We start from the raw sequence: 21,506 nt of genomic DNA on the forward strand, positions 1-21,506 counted from the left end.
CCCGTCCGGCTGCTCGGCCGCGATCCGTCCCGGCTGCCCGCCCTCCCCGGCGCCGACCTCGCGCCGCCCGCGCCCTACGGCGACGGCGAGGCCATGCGGCGCGCCCTGGCCGGAGCGCACACCCTGTTCCTCGTCTCGGCGCACGAGAGCCCCGACCGGGTCCGCGAGCACACGACCGCGGTGGACGCGGCGGTCGCGGCCGGCGTCGAACGCATCGTGTACGTCTCCTTCCTGGGTGCCGCCCCCGACGCCACCTTCACCTTCGCCCGGGACCACTGGAACACCGAGGAGCACATCCGGACCGCCGACGTCCGGTACACCTTCCTGCGCGACAGCTGGTACCTCGCCGGGCTCCCCGCCATGACCGGTGCCGACGGCGTGCTGCGCGGCCCCGCCGGGGACGGCCGGGTCGCCGCCGTCGCCCACGAGGACATCGCCGACGCGGCGACCGCCGTGCTCCTCGCGGACACCGACGCGACCGGCCCCTCGCACGACGGCCGCACCTACGACCTGACCGGGCCCGAGGCGTTCACGCTCGCCGAGGCGGCCGAGGAGCTGACCAGGGTCACCGGGCGGACGGTCACCTATGTCCCGGAGACCCGCGAGGAGGCGTACGCCTCCCGGGCGGGATACGGGGCCGCGGACTGGGAGGTGGCCGGCTGGGTCACCTCGTACGAGGCCATCGCGGCCGGCGAGATGGCCACCGTCTCGGACGCCGTTCCGACGCTGACCGGCCGCCCCGCCATGGACCTGGCCGGCTATCTGCGCGCACACCCCGCCAGTTACCGCCACCTCCTGCGAGAAGGCTGATCCGCCGTGCGTACGGAGACCCCGTGGGGTGTCTGGGACCCGCCGCCGCTCGCCGAGGCCGTCCGCCTGCTCGCCCCGCTGCGCTCCCCGTGGTGGATCGCCGGAGGTTACGCGGTCGAGCTCGCGGTGGGCCGCGCGTACCGGGAGCACGGTGACGTCGACGTGCTCCTGCTGCGCCGCGACCAGGCGGAGGTGCAGCGGGTCCTGTCCGGCTGGGAGTGGTGGGCCGCCGATCCGCCCGGCACGCTGCGGCCCTGGCGTCCCGGCGAGGTCTTGCCCGCCGGGGTCCACGACATCTGGTGCCGGCCGGGCCCGGACGAGCCGTGGCGGTTGCAGTTCATGCTGGACGGCACGGACGGCGACGACTGGGTGTTCCGCCGGGACGCCCGGGTCCGCCTCCCGCTGGGGCGGCTGGGCCGGGTCTCCCCGGACGGCGTCCCGTACGTGGCGCCCGAGGTCCAGCTCCTCTACAAGTCCACGTCCCGGAGACCCAAGGACGAGCGGGACTTCGAGGTGGCGCTGCCCGTCCTGGACGACCACGCGCGCGCCTGGCTGGCCGAGACGATCACGCTGGCCCAGGGCGCGGACCACGCGTGGGCGGTCCGGCTGCGGGCGGCACTCGCGGGGTAGGCCGGGGAGGCGGGCCGGGGGCCGAGCCCGGCTCCCGCGTGAAGCCCCCGCCCTCACCTCACGTACGCCCCTGACCTCATCTCACGTACCCCCTGACCTCACCTCACGTACGCCCCCGCCTTCGCCGCCAGGACCGCGGCGTCGGCGGCCCGGTCGGCGGCGGCCTCGTCCAGCGGGCCGCCGCTGGCCAGCAGGCGGTAGTAGAGCGGCGCCGAGACGGCGCGTACGACCTCGTCCGCGTCCGTGCCGGAGGGCAGTTCGCCCCGTTCGACGGCCTCGGTGACGCAGCCCGCCCACTCCTCGACCCGGATCGCGTAGAAGCGGTGCAGCGCCTGGGCCGTACGCGGATCGCAGGTCGCCGCCGCGATCACCGACCGGAACAGCGCCCCCTGGCGCGGATCGGTGAGCGTCTTCAGCACCAGCCGGGCGTTCGCCCTCAGGTCGTCCGCCAGCGAACCGGTCCGCGCGCGCGGCGACGACTGCTCGGCCATGTCGTCCAGCAGGTCCGCGATGAGACCGGTGGGCGAGGACCAGCGCCGGTAGACGGTCGTCTTGCCGACCTCCGCGCGGCGGGCCACATCGGCGAGGTCAAGGCGGTCGAAGCCGTGCTCGGCCAGCGCGTCGCCCGCCGCGCGCAGGACGGCTTCCCGCACACGGGCGGTCCGCCCGCCGGGCCGCACGGTGCCGGGTTCCACACCCTCGGATGCCATAACGGGTCTCCAGTTCCATTAACGAGCATTCCTCTGCTACGGTCACTCCATCTTAACGGAACCACGGAACCGTTTAGCTTCCGTCCGAGGAGGGACGACCATGTCCGCGCCCAGCCGCACCCCGTCACGCCCCGCACCCGTCGCCCCCGTACATCCGCCCGACCGCATGACCGGGCGTCAGAAGCTCGTCCTCACCCTGCTCCTCGGCGCCCAGTTCATGATCGCCGTGGACTTCTCGATCCTGAACGTCGCGCTGCCCGTCGTCGGGGAAGGTCTCGGCTTCGCGCTCCGGGACCTCCAGTGGATCGCCACCGCGTTCGCCCTCGCCGCCGCCGGATTCACGCTGCTGTTCGGCCGCGTCGCCGACCTCGTCGGCCGCAAGCGCCTGTTCCTCGCGGGCATGGCGGTCCTGGGCCTGTCCTCGCTGCTGGGCGGCCTGGCCACCTCGCCGGAGGTCCTGCTCACCGCCCGCGTCCTCCAGGGCCTCGCCACCGCAGCCGTCACGCCCGCCGGGCTCGCCCTGCTGACCACCGCGTTCAAGGAGGGCCCGCTGCGCGAACGCGCCCTGGGCCTCAACGGGGCCCTGATGTCCGCCGGGTTCACCGCGGGCGCGATCCTCGGCGGGTTCCTCACGGACCTGCTCTCCTGGCGATGGGCCTTCCTGGTCAACGTCCCCGTCGCCGCCCTCGTCGTCGCCCTGGCCCCGGCCGTCATCGCCGACTCGCGCCCCGCCGAGCGGCCCCGGCTCGACGTTCCCGGTGCCGCGGCCGTCACCGGCGGACTCCTGCTCCTCGTCTACGGGCTGACCCAGGCCGGAGCGACCGGCTGGACCGCCCCCGCCACCCTCGTGGCACTCCTCGCCGGTCTCGCGCTGCTCGTCGCCTTCTGGTTCGTGGAGAAGCGGGCGGCCGCGCCGCTCGTCCCCGTGCGCATCCTCAAGCGCCGCAGCGTCATCTGGGGCAACGCCACCGGGCTCATCGCCTTCGTCACCGAGACGTCCCTGGTCTTCCTGCTGACGCTCTACCTCCAGGAGGTCCTGGGCTACGCCCCCCTCGCGACCGGTCTCGCCTTCGGCGTCCTGGGCATCGGCACCGTGATCGGCGGCACCCTCGGAGGCCGGGCGGTGGGCCGCTTCGGCAACCGGAGGACCATCGTCGCCGGGGGAGCCGTCCAGGCCCTCGCCACGCTGTCGCTGGTGGCGCTCGGCACCTCGGGCGGCTGGATCTGGCTCCTGCTGGCCGCCACGTTCGTCGGGGGCGTCGGCAACATGCTGATGATCGTCGGCTTCATGGTCACCGCGACCTCGGGCCTGCCCGACGAGGAGCAGGGCCTCGCGACCGGGCTCGCCACGATGACCCAGCAGGTCGGCATCACCCTCGGCATCCCGGTCATGAGCGCGATCGCCACCGCCCGGATGACCGCGCTCGGCGACACCGGCCCGGACGGCGTGCTCTCCGGGGTCTCGGTCGCCGTCCTGGTCAACTCGGCGCTGGTGCTGGCCGGAGCGGTGCTCGCCGGTACGTTCCTGCGGACGCGCCGGGAGGGCTGAGCCGACCGGCCCTAATGCGTCAGCCAGCCACGCACCGCCGCCTGTACGCCGGCCTGGAAGCGGGTCTCCGCCTTCAGTTCCCGCATCAGGCGGCTGATGCGTCGGCGGACCGTGTGGACGTGCACCTCCAGGCGGCGGGCTATCGCCTCGTCCTTCAGGCCGGAGGAGAGCATCGTCAGCAGCTCCCGGTCCTCGTCCGTGACCTGGCTGTTGTCGACCGAGCCGATCGGTACGGACCGCTCCCACACCGCCTCGAACAGCGGCACCAGCGCGTTGCTCAGCAGCGCGTCGCTGACCACCAGGGCGGTGGCGGTGGGGTCGGCCGCGTCGGTCGGCGGCAGCAGCGTCATCCGGCGGTCGACGGTGATCAGCTTCGTCGGCAGGTTCATGCCGAGCCGGATCCGCACCCCCTCCGCGGCGAGCACGTTCAGCCCGCGCGCCCGCCCCTGGAAGCTCAGCCCCTCCCGGTCGACCACGGCCCGCACCCGCACCCCGCGCCGGACCGGTTCGGCCATGTCGATGGGCTCGGGCATGCCGTCCGGCTCGCTCGCGGCGTATGGGGGACGGTCCAGGAGGGCCACCTCCTCGGTCGCGGACACCACGAGCGAGGTGACCCGCTCGGCGATCGCCTTGCGCCCCCGCAGCGTCTCGATCCCGAGGGTGCGCGGCGTGTGCGAGGCGGACATGAGCTGCGCGGCGATCCGGTCCACCGAGCCGGTCAGCTCCTCCAACTCCGCCTCGCGCCGCAGCAGTTCCGCCTGGTGCAGATGGATGAGGTTGCGCAGCGCGGTGGCCGGCGCGTCCGGGACCGGCAGCCCGGAGCCCCGGGCGGGCCGGGTGAAGCCGCGCTCACCCAGGCGGTCCAGCGCGTTGCGGAGCTGCCGGGGCGAGAGGCCGGCGCTCCGGGCGAGAGCTGTCCGGGTGCTGTCGCCGGTGGCGTTCAACAGCGCCTCGTACACCCGGAGTTCGTCCGCGCCGAGCCCGAGGGCCTGCCACTGTTCGTCCAGATCAGCCCATTTCACCAGGCGATCTTCGCTGCTGCGTGTAGGCCACACAAGTGTGCACGTACAGAAGTGTGCCGGTGGAACGCATTGTTCCCATCCCGCTCCGGGTCTTCCATGACGGCATCCGATAACCGTTCACGCCTTTGAGCAACCGGAGGAGCACCGTGCGGACTTCAGCACGCAGACGAGCAGTGGGACCACAGGGGCGCCGCACCGGCGTCGTCGTCGGACAGGGCATAGCCGCGCTGCTGGCCACGGCGGGCCTGATGGCCACCGCCATGCCGGCAGCACACGCCGACACCTCGGCGGCCGCCCCCGTCGCCTCCGAGACCACGCCCGGCAGCGAGACCGACGCCCCCTCGCTCGTGACCGGTCTGCACGAGGAGGTCGCCGCCACCGGCAGCGCGGCCGACGCCGCCCGGGGCCACCTCAAGGCCAAGAAGGGCCGGTACCACATCGCGGACACCTCGGCGAAGGACCTGACGGCCGTCGGGACCACCACCGGGAAGGGCGGCAAGGAGACGGTCCGCCTCCAGCAGAAGTACAAGGGCGTCGAGGTCCTCGGCGGCCAGTACCTCGTCCGCATGACGAAGAAGGACGGCAAGCGAGCCGTCACCGGCACCTCGGGCAACTACTTCACCCAGCTGAAGCTGGACACGGTCGCCCCGGAGGTCTCCGAGAAGACCGCGATCGAGCGCGCGGTCGGCGCGGTCTCCTCGCAGCTCGGCGGCGGCCTGATGCACGTCCCGGGCAAGGGCGAGAAGGCGGCGGCCGCCCTCACCGGCGAGGCCGGGGACCTCACGATCCTGCCGCAGGGCACGGGCGTGCTGACGCGGCACATCACGGTCACGGGCACCAACCCCGCGGACGGCACGGCCGTCAAGCAGGAGGTGTACATCGACGCGCACTCCGGCTTCCCGGTCATGCAGTACAGCGGCATCCAGTCCTTCGGCGCGACCGGTGCGGCCGCCGGCGCCGTGAGCAAGACCGGTTCGGCTCCGGCCGCCCCCGCTCCGATGGCCGCCCCGTCGTTCGTCGTGAAGGGCTCCGGCGTCCGCTACAACGGCCAGAAGGCCGACCTCAACCTGTACAAGGCCGCCGACGGCAGCTACCAGATGTACGACTACGGGTTCCGCGACGCCGACGACCCCTACCAGGGCCCGCTGCTCCAGACCTGGGACGCCAACGGCGCCGACGTCTCCAGCGCCTCCGGCGTCTGGCCGTCCGCCGCCAAGATCGTCAGGTCGGCCACCCCCGATCTCGGGGCCGAGTACACCAACTCCGGTGTGGTGGACGCCCACTGGGCCGCGAACAAGGTGTACGGGTACTACAAGGACCACTTCGGCCGTAAGGGCCTCGACGACAACGACGGGTACATGTACTCGATCGTCGGCGTCACCGCCAACGGAGGGTCGTTCGACAACGCCTTCTGGGACGGCACCAAGATGGTGTACGGCAAGGGCGGCGGCGACTACCGCACCTTCTCCGCGGACACCGACGTCGTCGGCCACGAGATGACGCACGCCGTCACCCAGCACTCCGCGAACCTCGTCTACGCGGGCCAGTCCGGCGCGATGAACGAAGCCATCTCGGACTACTTCGGCAACGCCATCGACCTGGAGGCCAACGGCCAGTCGATGGACGACCCGGACTCGGGCCTGCTCGGCGAGGACCTGTGCACCACGGTCGGCCCGCGCGCGTGCGCTCTGCGCGACCTCAACGACGGTGCCACCACGTCGAAGAACTTCCTCGGCGTCAGCTACCGCGGTGACAACGGCGGTGTGCACCTCAACTCCACGATCTTCTCCGGCGCCCTGTGGGACATGCGCCAGGACCTCGGCGGCGACCTCGCCGACCAGATCGTCTACCGCGCCCTCACCGCGTACATGACCCCCCTGGACGGCTTCACCGAGGGCCGCGCCGCGGTCATCGCCGCCGCGCAGGAGCTCGGTGTCACCAAGGCGCAGCTCAAGATCGTGAAGCGGTCCTTCGACGCCCACGGCATCGTGCCCGGCTGGGAGAAGGCGCTCGGCGTCGACACCGACACCATCCTCTCCAAGGTCAACATCGCGGGCACCGGCCTCGGCGCGGCCGCCGGCACGTACGCCATCTCGCGCTCCAACGAGGACGGCAGCGAGCCTTACTCCGTCTGGGTCGGCAACACCAGTGGGAAGGGCCAGCCGCAGCTGGTCAGCGGGAACAACGGCAACTACAACGTGTACGCCGACACCGACGGCAAGAACGTAGCCTGGGCGGAGTTCGGCCCGACGTCCGTCAGTCTCCACGTCCGCCCGGTCAAGGGCGGCATGGACAAGGTCGTCGGCGGCGTCGGCGCCAATGTCAGCTCGGTGGCCATCGACGGGAACTACCTCGTCTACACCTACGTCAACCCCAGCACGGGGATGACGCAGGGCCGCTACATCGACATCCGCACCTCGCAGACCAAGGAGCTGTACACCAACCCGGTCGGCTCCACGGCGCTCGCCTCGGTCCACGACGGCAAGATCGCCTACGCCAAGCTGTACCCCGAGCCCGACGGCTACAAGCTCGGCATCGAGGTCCTGGACACCGCCACCGGCAAGACCACGCTGATGCCGATCGACGCGGCCAAGGTGTACGGCGTCGGCCAGACCGCCGTCACCGGCGAGGGCGTCTTCTGGATCGAGGACAACGACGTGACCGACGCCGGTGAGGCCGCGGTACGCCGCGCGAACTTCGACGGTACGAACCCGGTCACCGTCACCCCCGAGTCCGGCGCCGGTGCCCTCCCCGCCTACTCGGTGACCGCCTCGGACGACGCGGTTTCCATCACCTCTCTGCCGCTTGCCACTTCCTACGACAACGCGACCCTGCCGAAGCTCTACCAGGTCGACCCCGACGGCAAGACCGCGCCCCAGCGCGTCTCCTGCAACCGCGGCGACCAGGTCTTCGGCGCGGCCGACGAGGGCAGCCGCGTCCTGTGGCTGGACGGCACGACCGGCTTCACCAACCTGGTCAAGCGCGACCGCCCGGCGGGCACGTGCTGATGTGACCCCGTAACGCCTGTGCGGCCGGGCTCCCTCGCGGGTCCGGCCGCCGGTGTGTTCACGCCAGATGCCGCGCGAGCCTCGCGCCGGGATCCCCGTCCACCCGGTGTCCGGACCGCCCGGCCGGCCAGGTGGTGATGCCGTCGTCCACCCAGCGCGGGACGACATGGAAGTGCAGGTGCGGCACGGACTGCTCCGACCCCGGCCCACTGGCGCTCAGCAGGTTCACCCCGGAGGCCCCCAGGGTCTCCCGCATGGCCCCGGCCACCCGCCGCGCCAACGCGGTCGTGGCGGCGAGGACGTCTTCCGGCGTCCCGAAGACGTCCGCGTAGTGCCCGGTCGGAACGACCAGCGTATGCCCGGGAGCCAACGGCTCCAACGGCAGGAACGCACACGCCGCGTCTCCACGCGCCACCCAGCGCGCGGAGTCCTCACGGATGAGCCGGCAGAAGACGCAGTCCATGCGACGGCACCCTGCCACACCCACCACCGACGGGCCGCTCCGGGCCTGCCGGCCCGGGAGGACCAGCCCCCGTGGCGGCCAGAAAAAGACCGCACCCGGCCCGCGACGACCGCCGTGTACGGGCGGCTGCGGACCGGGTGCGGACGGCTGCGACCGGGGGTCAAGCCTTCTTGGTCTCCCAGAAGATCTTGTCGATCTCCCCGATCAGGTCCAGCGCCTTCTGGCCGGTGGCCGGGTCGTTCGAGCCCTTGGCGGCCGAGAGGGCCTTCAGGGTGTCGTTGACCAGCTGGTGGAGCTGCGGGTACTTCTCGAAGTGCGGGGGCTTGAAGTAGTCGCTCCACAGGACCGAGACGTGGTGCTTCGCGAGCTCGGCGCGCTGCTCCTTGATCAGGACCGCGCGCGTGCGGAAGTCCGCGTCCTCGTTGGCCTGGTACTTCTCCTGGACGGCCTTGACGGACTCCGCCTCGATGCGGGCCTGGGCCGGGTCGTACACGCCGCAGGGCAGGTCGCAGTGGGCGCTGACCTTCACCTTGGGGGCAAACAGGCGGGAAAGCATTGAGCTGTCCTTCCTCGTGATCGTCTTCTCAGGTGGGACATTACTCCGTGAGAAGCGTGTTTTTGCGAGTGCCCCCAGGGGCTTAGGCCAAAAGTCCGGGATGAGTGTGGGACCAGTGGCCGAATGTACGAAATCCTGTGAGGGACGGTGTACCGGACGGACCGGGGAGGAGATGAGGGAGGTGCCGGAGGTGCCGGAGCTGGCCGACGAGCAGCCCGCACGGGGGCTGGCGGGGCGGGTGCCGTTCCAGGTGGTGGAGGTGACGGGGCCCTCGATGGTGCCCACGCTCCATCACGGGGACTGGCTGCTCGTGCAGTACGGGGCGGAGGTGCGCCCCGGTGACGTGGTGATCCTGCGCCACCCGTTCCAGCAGGACCTGCTGGTGGTGAAGCGGGCCGTGGAGCGGCGGGCCGGGGGCTGGTGGGTGCTGGGGGACAACAGTTACGCGGGCGGGGACAGCACGGACTACGGGACGGTGCCCGAGGAACTGGTCCTGGCCCGGGTCCGGGCGCGGTACCGGCCGCTGACGAAGGATCAGCGCTCGGTGCGCGGGGTGGTGGCCTGGGCGGTCTCCGCGCTGCGGCCGGTCTCGGCGGCGCGCTCGGTCTCCAGGCGTTTGCGGGCCCGGTAGGCGGCCACGTTGGCGCGGGTCGCGCAGCGGTCCGAGCAGTAGCGCCGGGAGCGGTTGGTGGAGGTGTCGAGGTACGCGTTGCGGCACGGTGCGGCCTCGCACAGGCCGAGCCGGTCCACGCCGTACGAGGTGAGGTGGAAGGCCAGGCCCATGGAGGCGATCGCCGCGTAGCCCGCGGTGGCGTTGGACGGGTGGTCCGCCAGGTGCATGTGCCAGTCCGGCCGGCCGTCCGCGTCGCGCTCCTCGTGCCCGGAGATCTGCGGGCTGACCGGGAACTCCATCAGCAGCGAGTTCAGCCGGTCCACCGCGAGCCGCTCGTCCCCGGCGTCGGCCGCCTCGAACACCGCGCGCAGCCGGGCCCGTACGGAACGGAACCGGGTCACGTCCGCGTCGGTCGCCCGCCGGGCCGCCTGGCCGCTGGGGCCGAACAGGTCCCGGACCGCCTCGACGGAGGTGAGGGCATCCTTGTTCCGCGCCGGTTGCTCGGTGTTGACCAGGCGCACGGCGTAGTCCGCGTAATAGGCCAGTTCCACGAGGTGTCCTTACGGCGTCGGTCCAGGGGCGGTGCGAAGCATGCGTAATGGGTCGCTCAGCGTACAGGGTATTACGGGGGAGGGCCGGGGTGCCGGGGAGGCCGTCCTTCGAATTCCCCCGCGCCGGCTGCAACCCGCCGTGCCGCCCACCGCACTGGAAGGGTGAGACGGTCCGCGCCTGCGGACCGGGGGAGGGACAACCGGATGCGGAGCGATGATCACGCCGCGCTGCACGCCTTCGTCGAGGGCCGGCGTACCGCCCTGTTCCGCAGCGCGTTCCTGCTCTGCGGTGACCGGCACGAGGCCGAGGACCTGGTCCAGACGACCCTGGTCAAGGTGGTGCTGGGCGGGCGGCGGCACGGGCGGCTCGACAACATCGAGGCGTACGCGCGCAAGACCCTCGTCAACACCTTCATCGCGGGCCGCCGCCGCTTCTGGCGCCGCGAGCAGGCGTACGGGGAACTGCCCGAGCGGGCCGCCGAGGCACCCGACACGGACACCGGCCTGGCGGTACGGGCGGCGCTCGCCCGGCTCACGCCCAGGCAGCGGGCGGTCCTGGTGCTGCGCTACTGGGAGGACCTGAGCGTCGAGGCCACGGCCGCGGTGCTCGGGATGCGGGAGAACACGGTCAAGAGCCACACGGCTCGGGGGTTGGCGGCGCTGCGCGCCGAGATGGCGGAGGTAGGGGTATGAGCGACGACGTGCGTGAGCTGCTGGGGCGGGCCGCCGAGGACGCCGGGCAGCCGGTCATCAGCACGGAGGCCGTGTACGCGAAGGCGGCCCGGGTCCGGTGGCGGCGTCGGACCGCGGTGTCGGTGGCGGCGGTGTGCGCGGTGGCGGCGGGGGCGTTCACCGTGCCCCAGCTCACCTCGGGGCCGGCCTCCCCGCAGACCTCGTCCGTGGGGTCCCTGGCGCAGGAGTCCGGTGAGTCGCCGCGGGACGTGCGGCTGCTCAAGCTGTTGCCGGGTCTGACCGGCACCATCGAAGAGGTGTCGTTTGCGGACATCATCAAGCACGTCTCGCCGCCGCCGCCCGAGCCCCCCAGGACCGGGCCGCTCGACGGGCAGTACGAGATCCGCCAGGACGGCGGCGTCGGGTATCTGACCATCGACGTCATGGACGCGAAGGCGGTGGCACGGAAGCTGGGCGGCAGCCCTCCGGTCAAGGACCTGTGCAAGATGGAGAACGGGGAGCCGCCCCGTACCGACTGCGTCCGCGAGGAGCTGCCCGGCGGGCGGGTGCTCACCATCTGGAGCGACGACATGGACTACGGCGACGGCACCCCCCAGTGGGGTCCGGAGCTGGTTGCCCGGCTCACCCTGGCGGACGGCTCGCTGCTGGGCGTCCGCGACAGCACCGGCTTCGAGGCCGATGTCGTCCAGGGCCCGATGCTGAAGACCCCGCCGCTCACCCGCGCGCAGCTGCGCGAGCTGATGCTGCGTCCGGAGCTGCTGCCGGCGAAGTGACCCGGGGCACGGGGGAAGAGCACCGGGAAGGCGGAAGGGCGGTACGGACCCGTGGTCCGTACCGCCCTTGCCCGTACCGCCTAGAGCACCTTGGACAGGAACGACTTGGTCCGGTCGTGGTGCGGATTGCCCAGGACGTCGCGCGGGTGGCCCGACTCGACCACCACGCCGTCGTCCATGAAGACCAGCGCGTCGCCGACCTCGCGGGCGAAGCCCATCTCGTGCGTGACGACGATCATCGTCATGCCGTCCTCGGCGAGGCCCCGCATCACGTCGAGCACGTCACCGACCAGCTCCGGGTCGAGCGCCGACGTGGGCTCGTCGAAGAGCATCAGCTTCGGCTCCATGGCCAGCGCCCGGGCGATGGCCACCCGCTGCTGCTGCCCGCCGGAGAGCTGCGAGGGGTAGTTCCCGGCCTTGTCGCGGAGGCCCACCCGGTCGAGCAGCCGCTCGGCACGGGCCCGGGCGACCGCCTTGGCCTCGCGGCGCACCTGGACGGGCGCCTCCATGACGTTCTCCAGCGCCGTCATGTGCGGGAACAGGTTGAAGCGCTGGAAGACCATGCCGATGTCCCGGCGCTTCAGGGCGACTTCGCTGTCCTTGAGCTCGTAGAGCTTGTCGCCCTTCTGGCGGTAGCCCACCAGCTCGCCGTCGACGTACAGCCGTCCGGCGCTGATCTGCTCCAGGTGGTTGATGCACCGCAGGAACGTCGACTTGCCGGAACCGGACGGGCCGATCAGGCAGAAGACCTCCCGCGGGGCGACCTCCAGGTCGATGCCCTTGAGGATGTGCGCGGCGCCGAAGGACTTGTGCACGCCCTCGGCCTTCACCATCGCGGTCATGCGATGCCTCCCTTCGGGCGGCCCACCGAGAGCACGGTGGCTCTCAGTTTCTGGAACGGGGTCTGCGGCAGGCTGCGGCTCGACCCACGCGCGTAGTACCGCTCCAGGTAGTACTGCCCGACGCTCAGCACCGAGGTCATGATCAGGTACCAGGCGGCGGCGAGGAAGTACATCTCCACCGGCGCCCCGGACGCCTGTCCGATGTCCTGCGCGTTCTTGAAGAGTTCGTAGAACTGCACGGCCGCCACCAGCGAGGTCGTCTTCAGCATGTTGATGACCTCGTTGCCCGTGGGCGGCACGATCACCCGCATGGCCTGCGGGATCACGACGCGCCTGAGGGTCTTGGCGTGGCTCATGCCCAGCGCGTGCGACGCCTCGGTCTGGCCCTCGTCCACCGAGAGCAGACCGGCCCGGCAGATCTCCGCCATGTACGCGGCTTCGTTGAGGCCGAGCCCGAGCAGCGCCGTGAGCAGCGGCGTCATGAAGCTGGACCAGTAGTCCTTGTAGATCGGGCCGAGGTTGATGTACTCGAAGACCAGCCCCAGGTTGAACCACACGAACAGCTGCACCAGGACGGGGGTGCCCCGGAAGAACCAGATGTAGAACCACGCGATGGACGAGGTCACCGGGTTCTTCGACAGGCGCATGACGGCGAGCAGGACGCCGCCGACCACGCCGATCAGCATCGACAGGGCGGTGAGCAGCAGGGTCTGGCCCACGCCGTCGATGATGCGGTCGTCGAAGAAGTAGTCCGGGATCGCGCCCCAGTTGATCCTGCCCTGGCTGAAGGCGTAGACGATCGCGACGAGGGCGGCGATGGCGACCAGCGCCGAGACGTACCGGCCGTAGTGCCGGACCGGAATGGCCCGGATGGCCTCCGGTACGGGCGCCGCCGCCGTGGCGGAGGATGCGGGCGGCTCGTCGGCCGGTCCCGTCTTCTTGATGTCAGTCACGGCTGATGCCTTTCAGTGCCGGATCGGGTCAGGACCCGCCGTTCACCTTGGCCTCGGTGACCGCACCGGCCTCGACACCCCACTTGGCGATGATCTTGTCGTACTCGCCGCTCTTGATGATCTCGTCCATGGCCGCCTTGATGGCCTGGGTGAGCTTGTCGTTGCCCTTGGCGATCGCGATGCCGTACGGGGCCGCCTCGACCTGGTCGCCGACGATCTGGAAGTCCTTGCCGCCGCCCGAGGTCTTCACCGCGTACGCGGCGACCGGGAAGTCGGACGAGCCGGCGTCGGCGCCGCCCGAACGGATGCGGGTCTGGGCCTCCAGGTCGGTGTCGTACGCCTCGATGGCGATCTTCTTGCCGCCGGCGCACTTCTTGGACTCGTCCTTGGCCAGATCGTGCGAGACGGTGTTGCGCTGGACCGCGATCTTCTTGCCGCAGAGGTCGGCCCAGGTCTTGATCCCCTGGTCGTCGCCCTTCTTGGTGTAGATCGAGACACCGGCGGTGAAGTAGTCGACGAAGTCGACGCCCTCGCCGACCTTCTTCTTCGTCTCCGGGTCGATGCCCTCCTGGCGCTCCTTGCTGTCCGTCATCGCCGACATCGCGATGTCGTAGCGCTTGGCGCGCAGGCCGGTGACCAGGGTGTCGAAGGTGCCGTTCTCGAACTTGAACTCGACGCCCAGCACCTTGCCGAGCGCGGCGCCGAGGTCGGGGTCGATACCCGCGGTCTTGCCGGACTTGTCCTTGAACTCGACCGGCGGGTAGGCGATGTCGGAGCCGACGCGGATGACGCCCTTGGACTTGATGTCGGCGGGCAGCAGGTCGGCGGGGGAGGCGGTACCCGCGGACGCGCCGGTGCTCGCCTCGCTCGACCCGGAGTCGTTGTTCTTCGTCTGGTCGCCACAGGCGGTCAGCAGCATGGTGCCCGCGACCGCGAGGGCGCCGACCGCGGCGATGCGGGTCTTCGCGGCCGTACGGCGGGTGGAGCGTGCGGTCATGTTCGGGTTCCTCCGGCAGGTGGGGACGGTTCGCCAGGCGGTATTGGCACACAGCGTCGGGTGTCGCCGCCTTGTGTGATTACGGCATGTTGCCATGCGGATTAGCCCGAACAGGGGGCTCGGCATGTCAAAATCGGGTAACGGGCGATCCCCGAACCTCTTGAGGCCGGCACACCAGGGCCGGACCTTTTATGGGGTTTCCCTCTCACGGCCGGAGGATCTGCGGCGCGTCTCGCGTGCCGGACTCAGGTCCGGCACGAGGCTGACCTGTTGAAATGGCAGCCCACTATGAGTCATGTCACGGAGCGCATATGGACTCGTCCATGACCAGGTCCGTCCGGTAAGAAAGACCTTTACACCCCTCATCCGGGGCTCAGGGCGCGTGTGCGGCGCGCCCGCGCGTACGTACCTCTCCCTGCCGGGGCGGGCCAACCGCCAGGCGCAGGGCACGTACGCGGTGCCCGCCCACCCCTCCTCAACCAGGAGTGGCCACCCTCAAACGATGAAGACTTAAGGGGTCAACACCATGGCAGCGGAGATCGTCAATCCTCGCAGCGACAGCAATACCGACAACTCGACCGACGACCCGTTCGATCCGGCCTTCGCGCTCCACCGGGGCGGGAAGATGGCCGTGCAGGCCACCGTTCCGATCCGGGACAGGGACGACCTGTCCCTCGCCTACACGCCGGGCGTGGCGAAGGTGTGCAGCGCGATCGCGGAGCAGCCGGAACTCGTCCACGACTACACCTGGAAGTCGCAGGTCGTCGCCGTCGTCACGGACGGCACGGCGGTGCTCGGCCTCGGCGACATCGGTCCCGAGGCGTCCCTCCCCGTGATGGAGGGCAAGGCCATCCTCTTCAAGCAGTTCGGCGGTGTGGACGCGGTGCCGATCGCGCTCGCGACCACCGACGCGGACGAGATCGTGGAGACCGTCGTCCGGCTCGCCCCCTCCTTCGGCGGGGTGAACCTGGAGGACATCTCGGCGCCGCGCTGCTTCGAGATCGAGCGCAAGCTCCAGGAGCGGCTGGACATCCCGGTCTTCCACGACGACCAGCACGGCACGGCCGTCGTCACGCTGGCTGCCCTGCGCAACGCCGCGAAGCTGTCCGGGCGCAGCCTCGGCGACCTGCGCGCCGTCATCTCGGGCGCGGGCGCGGCGGGCGTGGCCATCGCCAAGTTCCTGCTGGAGGCGGGCCTCGGCGACGTGGCCGTCGCGGACCGCAAGGGCATCGTCAGCCGGGACCGCGAGGACCTGACCGACGTCAAGCGGGAGCTGGCGGAGCTCACCAACCGGGCGGGCATCTCGGGCCCCCTGGAGGTGGCGCTGGCCGGCGCGGACGTCTTCATCGGCGTCTCCGGCGGTACGGTGCCGGAGGCGGCGGTCGCCTCGATGGCACCGGGGTCCTTCGTCTTCGCGATGGCCAACCCGAACCCGGAGGTCCACCCGGACATCGCCCACAAGTACGCGTCCGTCGTGGCGACGGGCCGGTCGGACTACCCGAACCAGATCAACAACGTGCTGGCGTTCCCGGGGATCTTCGCCGGGGCGCTCCAGGTGCGGGCGTCCCGGATCACGGAGGGCATGAAGATCGCGGCGGCCAACGCGCTGGCCGACGTGGTCGGCGACGAGCTGGCGGCGGACTACGTGATCCCGTCGCCGTTCGACGAGCGGGTCGCTCCGGCGGTGACGGCCGCGGTGGCGGCGGCGGCCCGCGCGGAGGGCGTCGCCCGGCGCTGAGGCGTTGCGGGGGCCGCTGCCCCCGTACCCCCGCTCCTCGATCGCCGGAGGGGCTTGGTCCGGCCGCGCGGCCGCGTCCAGCCTCGCCGGCGTTCGAGGCGCGGGGCCGGGGCGGGGCCCCGGAACCAGCGGTGCGTGTCACACTCGCAGCCGGTTACGCGTCAGTACGCCGCCCCCTATCGTCGGCGGCATGTTCGCCGCCTACGCAGCCAGTCTGGACCCCGCCCACCCCCTCGACGGTCTGGAGCTGGGCGACCGCCCAGCTCCGCGGGACCGGCCCGGGTGGACCACCGTCGACGTCCGGGCCGCTTCCCTCAACCACCACGACCTCTGGTCCCTGCGCGGCGTCGGCCTCGCGGAGGACAAGCTGCCGATGATCCTCGGGTGCGACGCCGCCGGGATCGACCAGGACGGCAACGAGGTCGTCCTGCACTCCGTCATCGGCCAGACCGGGCACGGGGTCGGGCCCGACGAGCCCCGGTCCATCCTCACCGAGCGCTACCAGGGCACCTTCGCGGAGCGGGTCACCGTTCCCACGTACAACGTGCTGCCGAAGCCCAGGGAGCTGAGCTTCGAGCAGGCCGCCTGCCTGCCGACCGCCTGGCTGACCGCGTACCGGATGCTGTTCACCAACGCCGGGGTGCGGCCCGGGGACTCCGTGCTCGTGCAGGGCGCCGGCGGCGGGGTCGCGACCGCCGCGATCGTGCTCGGCCGGGCCGCCGGGCTGCGGGTCTACGCGACGAGCCGCGACGAGGCCCGGCGCAGGCGGGCCGTCGAACTGGGCGCCGTCGAGGCGTTCGAGGCGGGCGCGCGGCTGCCGCACCGGGTGGACGCCGTCATCGAGACGGTCGGCGCGGCCACCTGGTCCCACTCCGTCAAGTCGCTGCGCCCCGGCGGCACCCTGGTCATCTCCGGCGCCACCAGCGGCGACCGCCCCTCGCACGCCGAGCTGACCCGGATCTTCTTCCTGGAGCTGAAGGTCGTCGGCTCCACCATGGGCTCCAGGGAGGAGCTGGAGGACCTGCTCGCCTTCTGCGCCACCACCGGCGTGCGCCCCGTGATCGACGAGGTGCTGCCCCTGGACCGCGCCCGGGAGGGCTTCGAACGCCTGGCGGTCGGCGACCAGTTCGGGAAGATCGTGCTCACTGTCAACAACGGTTGACAAGGGCGGGGTGTCAACGTACGTTGACATCATGACCGAAGCAACGGATCTCGCCGAGCGGGCGGGCGACCGCGACCCCCGGGTGGGGCTGCGGTCGGTCGCCGCGCTGCGGCGGCTGCTGGAGCAGCTGGAAGCCGTACAAGTGAGAAGCGCCCGGGCCAAGGGCTGGTCGTGGCAGGAGATCGCGGCCGAACTGGGCGTCAGCAGGCAGGCCGTGCACAAGAAGTACGGGAGGCATTGATGTTCGAGCGATTCACCAAGGACGCCCGCGCCACGGTGACCGGCGCCGTGGAACACGCCGAGCGCACCGGGGCCGGCCGGGTCACCGGGGAACAGCTGCTGCTCGCCCTCCTCGACCAGGACGGCGGCCGGGCCTCCTTCGCGATCACCGCGCTGGGCCTCGCGGACCGCAGGGAGTCCGTGGACGCCGCGCTCGCGGAGGCCCGCAGGCGCGGCGGAATGAGCCGGGCCGACGCGGACGCCCTCGCGGACATCGGCATCGACCTCACCGCCGTCGTCTCGCGCATCGAGGAGGCGCACGGCGAGGGCGCCCTGCGGGGCGACGGCGGCCGCCGGCGACGGGCGGGCCGACCGTCCTTCTCCCGGGAGGCGAAGAAGGTCCTGGAGAAGTCGCTGCGCGTCGCGCTCGGGCGCGGCGACCGGTTCATCGGCGGGGAACACCTCCTGCTGGCCCTGACCGCCATGCCCGGCCCGGTCGCCGACGTGCTCGCCGAGCACGGGGCGACGTACGGCGCCGTGGAGCGCGCGCTGTACGGGGAGGGCGGCGCGGGCCAGGACCGCAAGGCGGGCTGACGCACGGGGGGCCGGTCGCCCGGCCCCCCGTGGCTACTTCGCCCCGTTCCCCCGCAGCACCGCACCCACGTGCGCCGCCGCCTTCGCCAAGTGAACGCGAGCCTCCGAGAGCTGGGCCTCCGTCACCCCGTGGTCCCGCGCCGCGTCGCGGATCTCGTCGCGGAAGCGGTCGAGCAGCCGGTCCAGATCGCGGGCCGGGTCACCCGTGCCGACCGCGTCCCGACCCCACTCGGGGTCGGTGCCGGCGGCGTCCGGCTTGCCGGAGGGCCCCCACCCCCCCGTCCGGGCGAAGCCGCCGAGCTGGCCGGTGATCTCGGCCAAACCCTCGCGCACCCCGGCCGGCCAGTCGCCCCGGGCGAAGTGCTCCTGGACCTGGCGGGCGGCGTTCTGCATCTGTTCGCGCGCCCGGTCCTGGGCCTCCTTCGCCTGGCGGCGGGCCTGCTGGGCGTCCTGGCGGGCCCGCCGGGACTCGTCCTTCGCGCGGCGGGCCTGCTCCTTCCACTCCTGCTTGGCCTTGCGCAGCTCGTCCTTGGCGGTGCGCCAGGTGTCGTGGTCGGCGAAGTCGCCGAATCCGCCGAAGGGCTCCCTGCCGCCCGGATCAGCGCCCGGCGTGTGGCGCGACTCGTCGGCCGCCGCCCGCATCTCGCTGCGCAGCTTGCCCGCCGCCCCCCGCACGTCGTCGCGCATCTCGGCGGCCAGCTCGGCGACGGACTCGCGGATCTCCAGCTCCAGATCGGCGAGCTCGCCGGTGCGGTCGGCCAGTTCGGCGCGGCCGGCGTCGGTGATCGAGTAGACCTTGCGGCCGCCCTCGGTGGCGTGCGTGACCAGGCCCTCGGCCTCCAGCTTGGCCAGCCGGGGGTAGACCGTGCCGGCCGAGGGGGCGTACAGGCCCTGGAAGCGCTCCTCCAGCAGGCGGATCACCTCGTAGCCGTGCCTGGGGGCCTCGTCCAGCAGCTTGAGGAGGTACAGCCGCAGACGGCCGTGGGCGAAAACGGGGGGCATGTCAGAGCACCTTTCCGGCCGGCGCGGACTCGTACGGTTCCTCCTCGGCCGGCGGGCGGCGCAGGAGGGCGATCGACCCCGACACGGTCGTCGCCTTCAGGGTGCCGGTGCCGGAGCCCAGCGTGCCGGTGATCTTCTTCGCACCCCACTGGCCGCTGACCCGCAGGTCCTCGAAGCCGTTGGAGACCGAACCGCTCGCGGTGTTCGCCTCCACCCGCGCGTCGGCCGGGTGCGGCAGCCTGATGGCGATCTCGCCGGAGACCGTGGTCAGCCGGATGTCCGTGGGCTTCCCGGTCGGGTCCAGGTCGAGCACCATGCCGCCGCTGACGGACTCCGCCTTCACGGACGCGCCCGCCCCCTCGACCACGGTCAGCTCGCCGGAGACCGACTTGAAGCGCAGGTCACCGGTGACGGACTGGGCCTCGACACTGCCCGACACGGTCTCCGCGCCGACCGGCCCGGAGAGCTTGACGAGCGTGGTGTCGCCGGTGACGCCACGCACCTCCGTACGGCCCCGGACGCCGGAGACGAAGGCTCCGGCGCCGACCACGCCGACCTCCACCGAGGAGCCGGCCGGGACCGCGAGCGAGACGACGGCGGTGCGGCGCCACTCCTTGCGGTCGAGCCACTTCAGCAGGTTCTGCCAGGCGAGGTCCTCGTACGCCACGGTCAGGACGCCGTCCTCCTGCGTCACGACCAGCGGCGGACCCTCGATGGCGGAGACCTCCAGGCGCGCGGTCGGCTCGTCGGTGCCGACCACGTTGACCGTGCCGTTGACGACGCGCACCTTCAGCGCGGTCACGGGTTCCTCGAAGGCCAGTTTTTGAGGCTCGGCGACGGCCCACGTCGAGACAGGCATGGATCTGACCTCCCGATGACACCGGCGACGCAACATATCGCGTCTCTTGAAGAACACGATATATCGCGGCGCTGGTAAGTCAAGGAGAGGGAGTCGAAGCGCGGGGGTGGGCGGGGTGCGCAAAAGCCCACAAACAGGGGCAAGGTGTCCTACGGTGTGAGGCATGGACGCGACCTCACCCGTAGGTGCCCTGCTGCTGTGCCGGACCGTGCCGGACGCCGTGCGCCCGGTCGCGCAGCTGCTGCGCGAACCGCTGCTGTTGGCGCCGGCCGGGCCGGGCTGGAGCGTTCTCCTGCCGGAGGGGGAGCCCTGGCAGGGCGGCCGCCGGGCCAGGGCGGGGGAGGGCGAGCGGGCCGAACCCGTCGACCGGGTGCTGGGCGGCTGGGCCACCGCGCTCGCCGTCGGCTCCACCTGGCCGGTGCTCGCGCTGTGGTGGGACGGCGACCGGGCCGGATACACGCTCGCCTCGGGGTTCCGCCGCCCGGTGGGCTACGTCTGGCTCGCGGACGGCACCCCGGCCGGTGAGGACGAGGCGATGCGTACGTTCGCCGAGCGGCTGGGGCTCGACCCCGTACTGGACGTGCAGTCGCTCGAAGCGCTCACCCGCCCCGACCCGGACGCCGACGCCCGGGCCCGGCTGCGCGGGCTGCTCGCCGTGCTCACCCGCACCGGCCTCGCGCTCCCGGCCGGGTCCGTCGCGGGGGAGGACTGGGAGGACGCCGAGCGCATCGAGTGGACCGGGTGGCGGGACGCGGTCAGGGTCGACCTGGGCGCGGTGGAGAGCAGCAGGCTCGGACCGTGGGTGCGGGGCCCGCGGGCGCGGGCGCTGGCGGGCGCCCAGCTCGCGGCCGGACTGCCGCTCGCCCTGTGGGGAGCGGCCCGGCGCAGCGGCGGCTGGGCCTTCGCCGGGGCGCTCCTGATGGCGCACGGGGCGCTGGGACTCGCGTACGACCGCGTACGCGAAGGACGCCCCGGCGCGGAATGACCTCTACTCGTCCTCGTCCTCGTCGTCCAGACGGGCCAGCCAGGTCGCGAGGCGCTCGACCGGCACCTCGAAATCGGGATGCAGATCGACGAACGTGCGAAGCTGCTCGGCGAGCCACTCGAAGGTGACCTCTTCCTCGCCTCGCCGCTTCTCCAGCTCCTCGATACCGCGGTCGGTGAAGTACATGGCTCAAGTCTAGAGGCGCCTCCGCGCGGCTCGGGCCGCGTCCTGGCCGATCCACCCCGCATCCGCCGACTACGCCCGTTAATCTGCGGGTAGTTGGCGAACGGGGGGTGTCATGGGTGACAGCGGGTCCCGTATTACGCGCATTGAGCTGCCGGACGGCACGCCGATCTGGGCCAGGATCTCCGGGGCCGAGGAGCTGACCGGGCCGGCGCCCGGCGGCGGTCCGACCTACACGGACACCGGGTTCGGGGACCTCGCGGACCAGGTGCAGGCCCGGGTCGAGAGTCTGCACTCCGTGGTGACCGGGGTCGCGCGCTCGCTCGCCGTGCCGTTGCGCGCGGTGCGGCCCGACGAGGTGAGCGTCGAGTTCGGCATCGAGCTGACCGCCAAGTCCGGCAAGATCGTCGGGCTGCTCGCGGACGGCGAGGCCAAGGGTGCCATCACGGTCACGCTCACCTGGAACGGCGGCGGGCCGCCCGTCGACGCGCCCCCGCCCGCTCCCGTACCCGCGCAGACGGCACCGCCGGACCCCGTGCCCTTCGCGCCCCCCGCACCACCGCCCGCCGCGCCACCGGGCGCCGGCGCACCCCC

General features: G+C 72.0%; 24 protein-coding genes. 13 read left to right on the forward strand and 11 right to left on the reverse strand.

Features of this window, described 5'->3' with window-relative positions; genetic code table 11:
- Both G3I41_RS34320 and G3I41_RS34325 read left to right on the forward strand, forming a co-directional pair.
- The coding region (locus G3I41_RS34320) for an NAD(P)H-binding protein (protein ID WP_164404425.1) at nucleotides 1–810 on the forward strand (810 nt) is incomplete at its 5' end.
- Between the two features lie 6 nt (nucleotides 811–816).
- On the forward strand, nucleotides 817–1,440 hold the full coding sequence (locus G3I41_RS34325) for an amino acid transporter (RefSeq protein WP_164404426.1): 624 nt from the start codon (nucleotides 817–819) through the stop codon (nucleotides 1,438–1,440).
- Between the two features lie 98 nt (nucleotides 1,441–1,538).
- Here the strand turns inward: G3I41_RS34325 and G3I41_RS34330 are convergent, their stop codons facing one another.
- Complete coding sequence (locus G3I41_RS34330; RefSeq protein WP_164404427.1) at nucleotides 1,539–2,150, reverse strand: TetR/AcrR family transcriptional regulator; 612 nt, start codon at nucleotides 2,148–2,150, stop codon at nucleotides 1,539–1,541.
- A gap of 100 nt (nucleotides 2,151–2,250) precedes the next feature.
- Here G3I41_RS34330 and G3I41_RS34335 point away from each other — a divergent pair, with 100 nt between their 5' ends.
- On the forward strand, nucleotides 2,251–3,699 hold the full coding sequence (locus G3I41_RS34335) for an MFS transporter (protein ID WP_164404428.1): 1,449 nt from the start codon (nucleotides 2,251–2,253) through the stop codon (nucleotides 3,697–3,699).
- Between the two features lie 11 nt (nucleotides 3,700–3,710).
- On the opposite strand, the gene G3I41_RS34340 is transcribed toward G3I41_RS34335, so the two are convergent.
- Nucleotides 3,711–4,721 (reverse strand): LuxR family transcriptional regulator, encoded by a 1,011-nt coding sequence (locus G3I41_RS34340; RefSeq protein ID WP_164404429.1) that lies wholly within the window; start codon nucleotides 4,719–4,721, stop codon nucleotides 3,711–3,713.
- A gap of 146 nt (nucleotides 4,722–4,867) precedes the next feature.
- Between G3I41_RS34340 and G3I41_RS34345 the strand changes: the two genes are divergently transcribed.
- A complete protein-coding gene (locus tag G3I41_RS34345; protein ID WP_164404430.1) occupies nucleotides 4,868–7,729 on the forward strand; it encodes a M4 family metallopeptidase in 2,862 nt (953 codons plus the stop codon).
- Nucleotides 7,730–7,787: 58 nt separating this feature from the next.
- On the opposite strand, the gene G3I41_RS34350 is transcribed toward G3I41_RS34345, so the two are convergent.
- Together G3I41_RS34350 and sodN are read right to left on the reverse strand one after the other, a co-directional pair.
- A complete protein-coding gene (locus tag G3I41_RS34350; RefSeq protein WP_164404431.1) occupies nucleotides 7,788–8,192 on the reverse strand; it encodes an HIT domain-containing protein in 405 nt (134 codons plus the stop codon).
- A 160-nt stretch (nucleotides 8,193–8,352) separates the two neighbouring features.
- Nucleotides 8,353–8,748 (reverse strand): superoxide dismutase, Ni, encoded by a 396-nt coding sequence (gene sodN, locus G3I41_RS34355; protein WP_164404432.1) that lies wholly within the window; start codon nucleotides 8,746–8,748, stop codon nucleotides 8,353–8,355.
- A 172-nt stretch (nucleotides 8,749–8,920) separates the two neighbouring features.
- Here sodN and sodX point away from each other — a divergent pair, with 172 nt between their 5' ends.
- Nucleotides 8,921–9,379 (forward strand): nickel-type superoxide dismutase maturation protease, encoded by a 459-nt coding sequence (sodX, locus tag G3I41_RS34360; protein WP_164404433.1) that lies wholly within the window; start codon nucleotides 8,921–8,923, stop codon nucleotides 9,377–9,379.
- Here the strand turns inward: sodX and G3I41_RS34365 are convergent.
- Nucleotides 9,283–9,912, reverse strand: a complete 630-nt coding sequence (locus G3I41_RS34365; protein WP_164404434.1) for a CGNR zinc finger domain-containing protein — start codon at nucleotides 9,910–9,912, stop codon at nucleotides 9,283–9,285. The two genes, sodX and G3I41_RS34365, sit on opposite strands and share 97 nt — an antisense overlap.
- A gap of 204 nt (nucleotides 9,913–10,116) precedes the next feature.
- Between G3I41_RS34365 and G3I41_RS34370 the strand changes: the two genes are divergently transcribed.
- Together G3I41_RS34370 and G3I41_RS34375 are read left to right on the forward strand one after the other, a co-directional pair.
- On the forward strand, nucleotides 10,117–10,605 hold the full coding sequence (locus tag G3I41_RS34370) for a SigE family RNA polymerase sigma factor (protein WP_164404435.1): 489 nt from the start codon (nucleotides 10,117–10,119) through the stop codon (nucleotides 10,603–10,605).
- The gene (locus G3I41_RS34375) at nucleotides 10,602–11,378 is read left to right on the forward strand and encodes a hypothetical protein (RefSeq protein ID WP_164404436.1); all 777 of its coding nucleotides are present in this window, start codon (nucleotides 10,602–10,604) and stop codon (nucleotides 11,376–11,378) included. The genes G3I41_RS34370 and G3I41_RS34375 overlap by 4 nt, the downstream gene beginning before the upstream one ends.
- A gap of 80 nt (nucleotides 11,379–11,458) precedes the next feature.
- On the opposite strand, the gene G3I41_RS34380 is transcribed toward G3I41_RS34375, so the two are convergent.
- From G3I41_RS34380 to G3I41_RS34390, 3 genes are read right to left on the reverse strand one after another with little or no spacing between them, the layout of a single operon-like run.
- Nucleotides 11,459–12,211: an amino acid ABC transporter ATP-binding protein gene (locus tag G3I41_RS34380; RefSeq protein ID WP_164404447.1), complete on the reverse strand. Its 753-nt coding sequence runs from the start codon at nucleotides 12,209–12,211 to the stop codon at nucleotides 11,459–11,461.
- A 5-nt stretch (nucleotides 12,212–12,216) separates the two neighbouring features.
- On the reverse strand, nucleotides 12,217–13,173 hold the full coding sequence (locus G3I41_RS34385) for an amino acid ABC transporter permease (protein ID WP_164404437.1): 957 nt from the start codon (nucleotides 13,171–13,173) through the stop codon (nucleotides 12,217–12,219).
- A gap of 28 nt (nucleotides 13,174–13,201) precedes the next feature.
- Nucleotides 13,202–14,170, reverse strand: a complete 969-nt coding sequence (locus tag G3I41_RS34390; protein ID WP_164404438.1) for an ABC transporter substrate-binding protein — start codon at nucleotides 14,168–14,170, stop codon at nucleotides 13,202–13,204.
- 526 nt (nucleotides 14,171–14,696) lie between these two features.
- On the opposite strand from G3I41_RS34390, the gene G3I41_RS34395 reads away from it, so the two are divergent.
- The 4 genes from G3I41_RS34395 to G3I41_RS34410 all read left to right on the forward strand — a co-directional run bounded on the left by G3I41_RS34395 (nucleotide 14,697) and on the right by G3I41_RS34410 (nucleotide 17,883).
- Nucleotides 14,697–15,908, forward strand: coding sequence for an NADP-dependent malic enzyme (locus tag G3I41_RS34395; RefSeq protein ID WP_164404439.1), 1,212 nt, complete (start codon nucleotides 14,697–14,699; stop codon nucleotides 15,906–15,908).
- A 190-nt stretch (nucleotides 15,909–16,098) separates the two neighbouring features.
- On the forward strand, nucleotides 16,099–17,070 hold the full coding sequence (locus tag G3I41_RS34400) for a zinc-binding dehydrogenase (RefSeq protein WP_164404440.1): 972 nt from the start codon (nucleotides 16,099–16,101) through the stop codon (nucleotides 17,068–17,070).
- A gap of 31 nt (nucleotides 17,071–17,101) precedes the next feature.
- On the forward strand, nucleotides 17,102–17,311 hold the full coding sequence (locus G3I41_RS34405; protein ID WP_018102716.1) for a helix-turn-helix domain-containing protein: 210 nt from the start codon (nucleotides 17,102–17,104) through the stop codon (nucleotides 17,309–17,311).
- Nucleotides 17,311–17,883: a Clp protease N-terminal domain-containing protein gene (locus G3I41_RS34410; RefSeq protein WP_164404441.1), complete on the forward strand. Its 573-nt coding sequence runs from the start codon at nucleotides 17,311–17,313 to the stop codon at nucleotides 17,881–17,883. The genes G3I41_RS34405 and G3I41_RS34410 overlap by 1 nt, the downstream gene beginning before the upstream one ends.
- A 33-nt stretch (nucleotides 17,884–17,916) precedes the next feature.
- On the opposite strand, the gene G3I41_RS34415 is transcribed toward G3I41_RS34410, so the two are convergent.
- Nucleotides 17,917–18,885, reverse strand: a complete 969-nt coding sequence (locus G3I41_RS34415; protein ID WP_164404442.1) for a PadR family transcriptional regulator — start codon at nucleotides 18,883–18,885, stop codon at nucleotides 17,917–17,919.
- Between the two features lies 1 nt (nucleotide 18,886).
- Nucleotides 18,887–19,744 carry a DUF4097 family beta strand repeat-containing protein gene (locus tag G3I41_RS34420; protein ID WP_164404443.1) on the reverse strand — a complete coding sequence of 286 codons (858 nt, stop codon included), beginning with the start codon at nucleotides 19,742–19,744 and terminating at the stop codon, nucleotides 18,887–18,889.
- Nucleotides 19,745–19,907: 163 nt separating this feature from the next.
- On the opposite strand from G3I41_RS34420, the gene G3I41_RS34425 reads away from it, so the two are divergent.
- Nucleotides 19,908–20,729, forward strand: coding sequence for a hypothetical protein (locus G3I41_RS34425; RefSeq protein ID WP_164404444.1), 822 nt, complete (start codon nucleotides 19,908–19,910; stop codon nucleotides 20,727–20,729).
- 3 nt (nucleotides 20,730–20,732) lie between these two features.
- Here G3I41_RS34425 and G3I41_RS34430 read toward each other — a convergent pair whose 3' ends face one another.
- A complete protein-coding gene (locus G3I41_RS34430; RefSeq protein WP_164404445.1) occupies nucleotides 20,733–20,915 on the reverse strand; it encodes a DUF6104 family protein in 183 nt (60 codons plus the stop codon).
- A gap of 112 nt (nucleotides 20,916–21,027) precedes the next feature.
- Between G3I41_RS34430 and G3I41_RS34435 the strand changes: the two genes are divergently transcribed.
- On the forward strand, nucleotides 21,028–21,506 hold a 479-nt coding region (locus G3I41_RS34435; protein ID WP_164404446.1), incomplete at its 3' end, for a CU044_2847 family protein.

This window comes from Streptomyces sp. SID9727, from assembly GCF_010550605.1.
Taxonomy (GTDB): domain Bacteria; phylum Actinomycetota; class Actinomycetes; order Streptomycetales; family Streptomycetaceae; genus Streptomyces.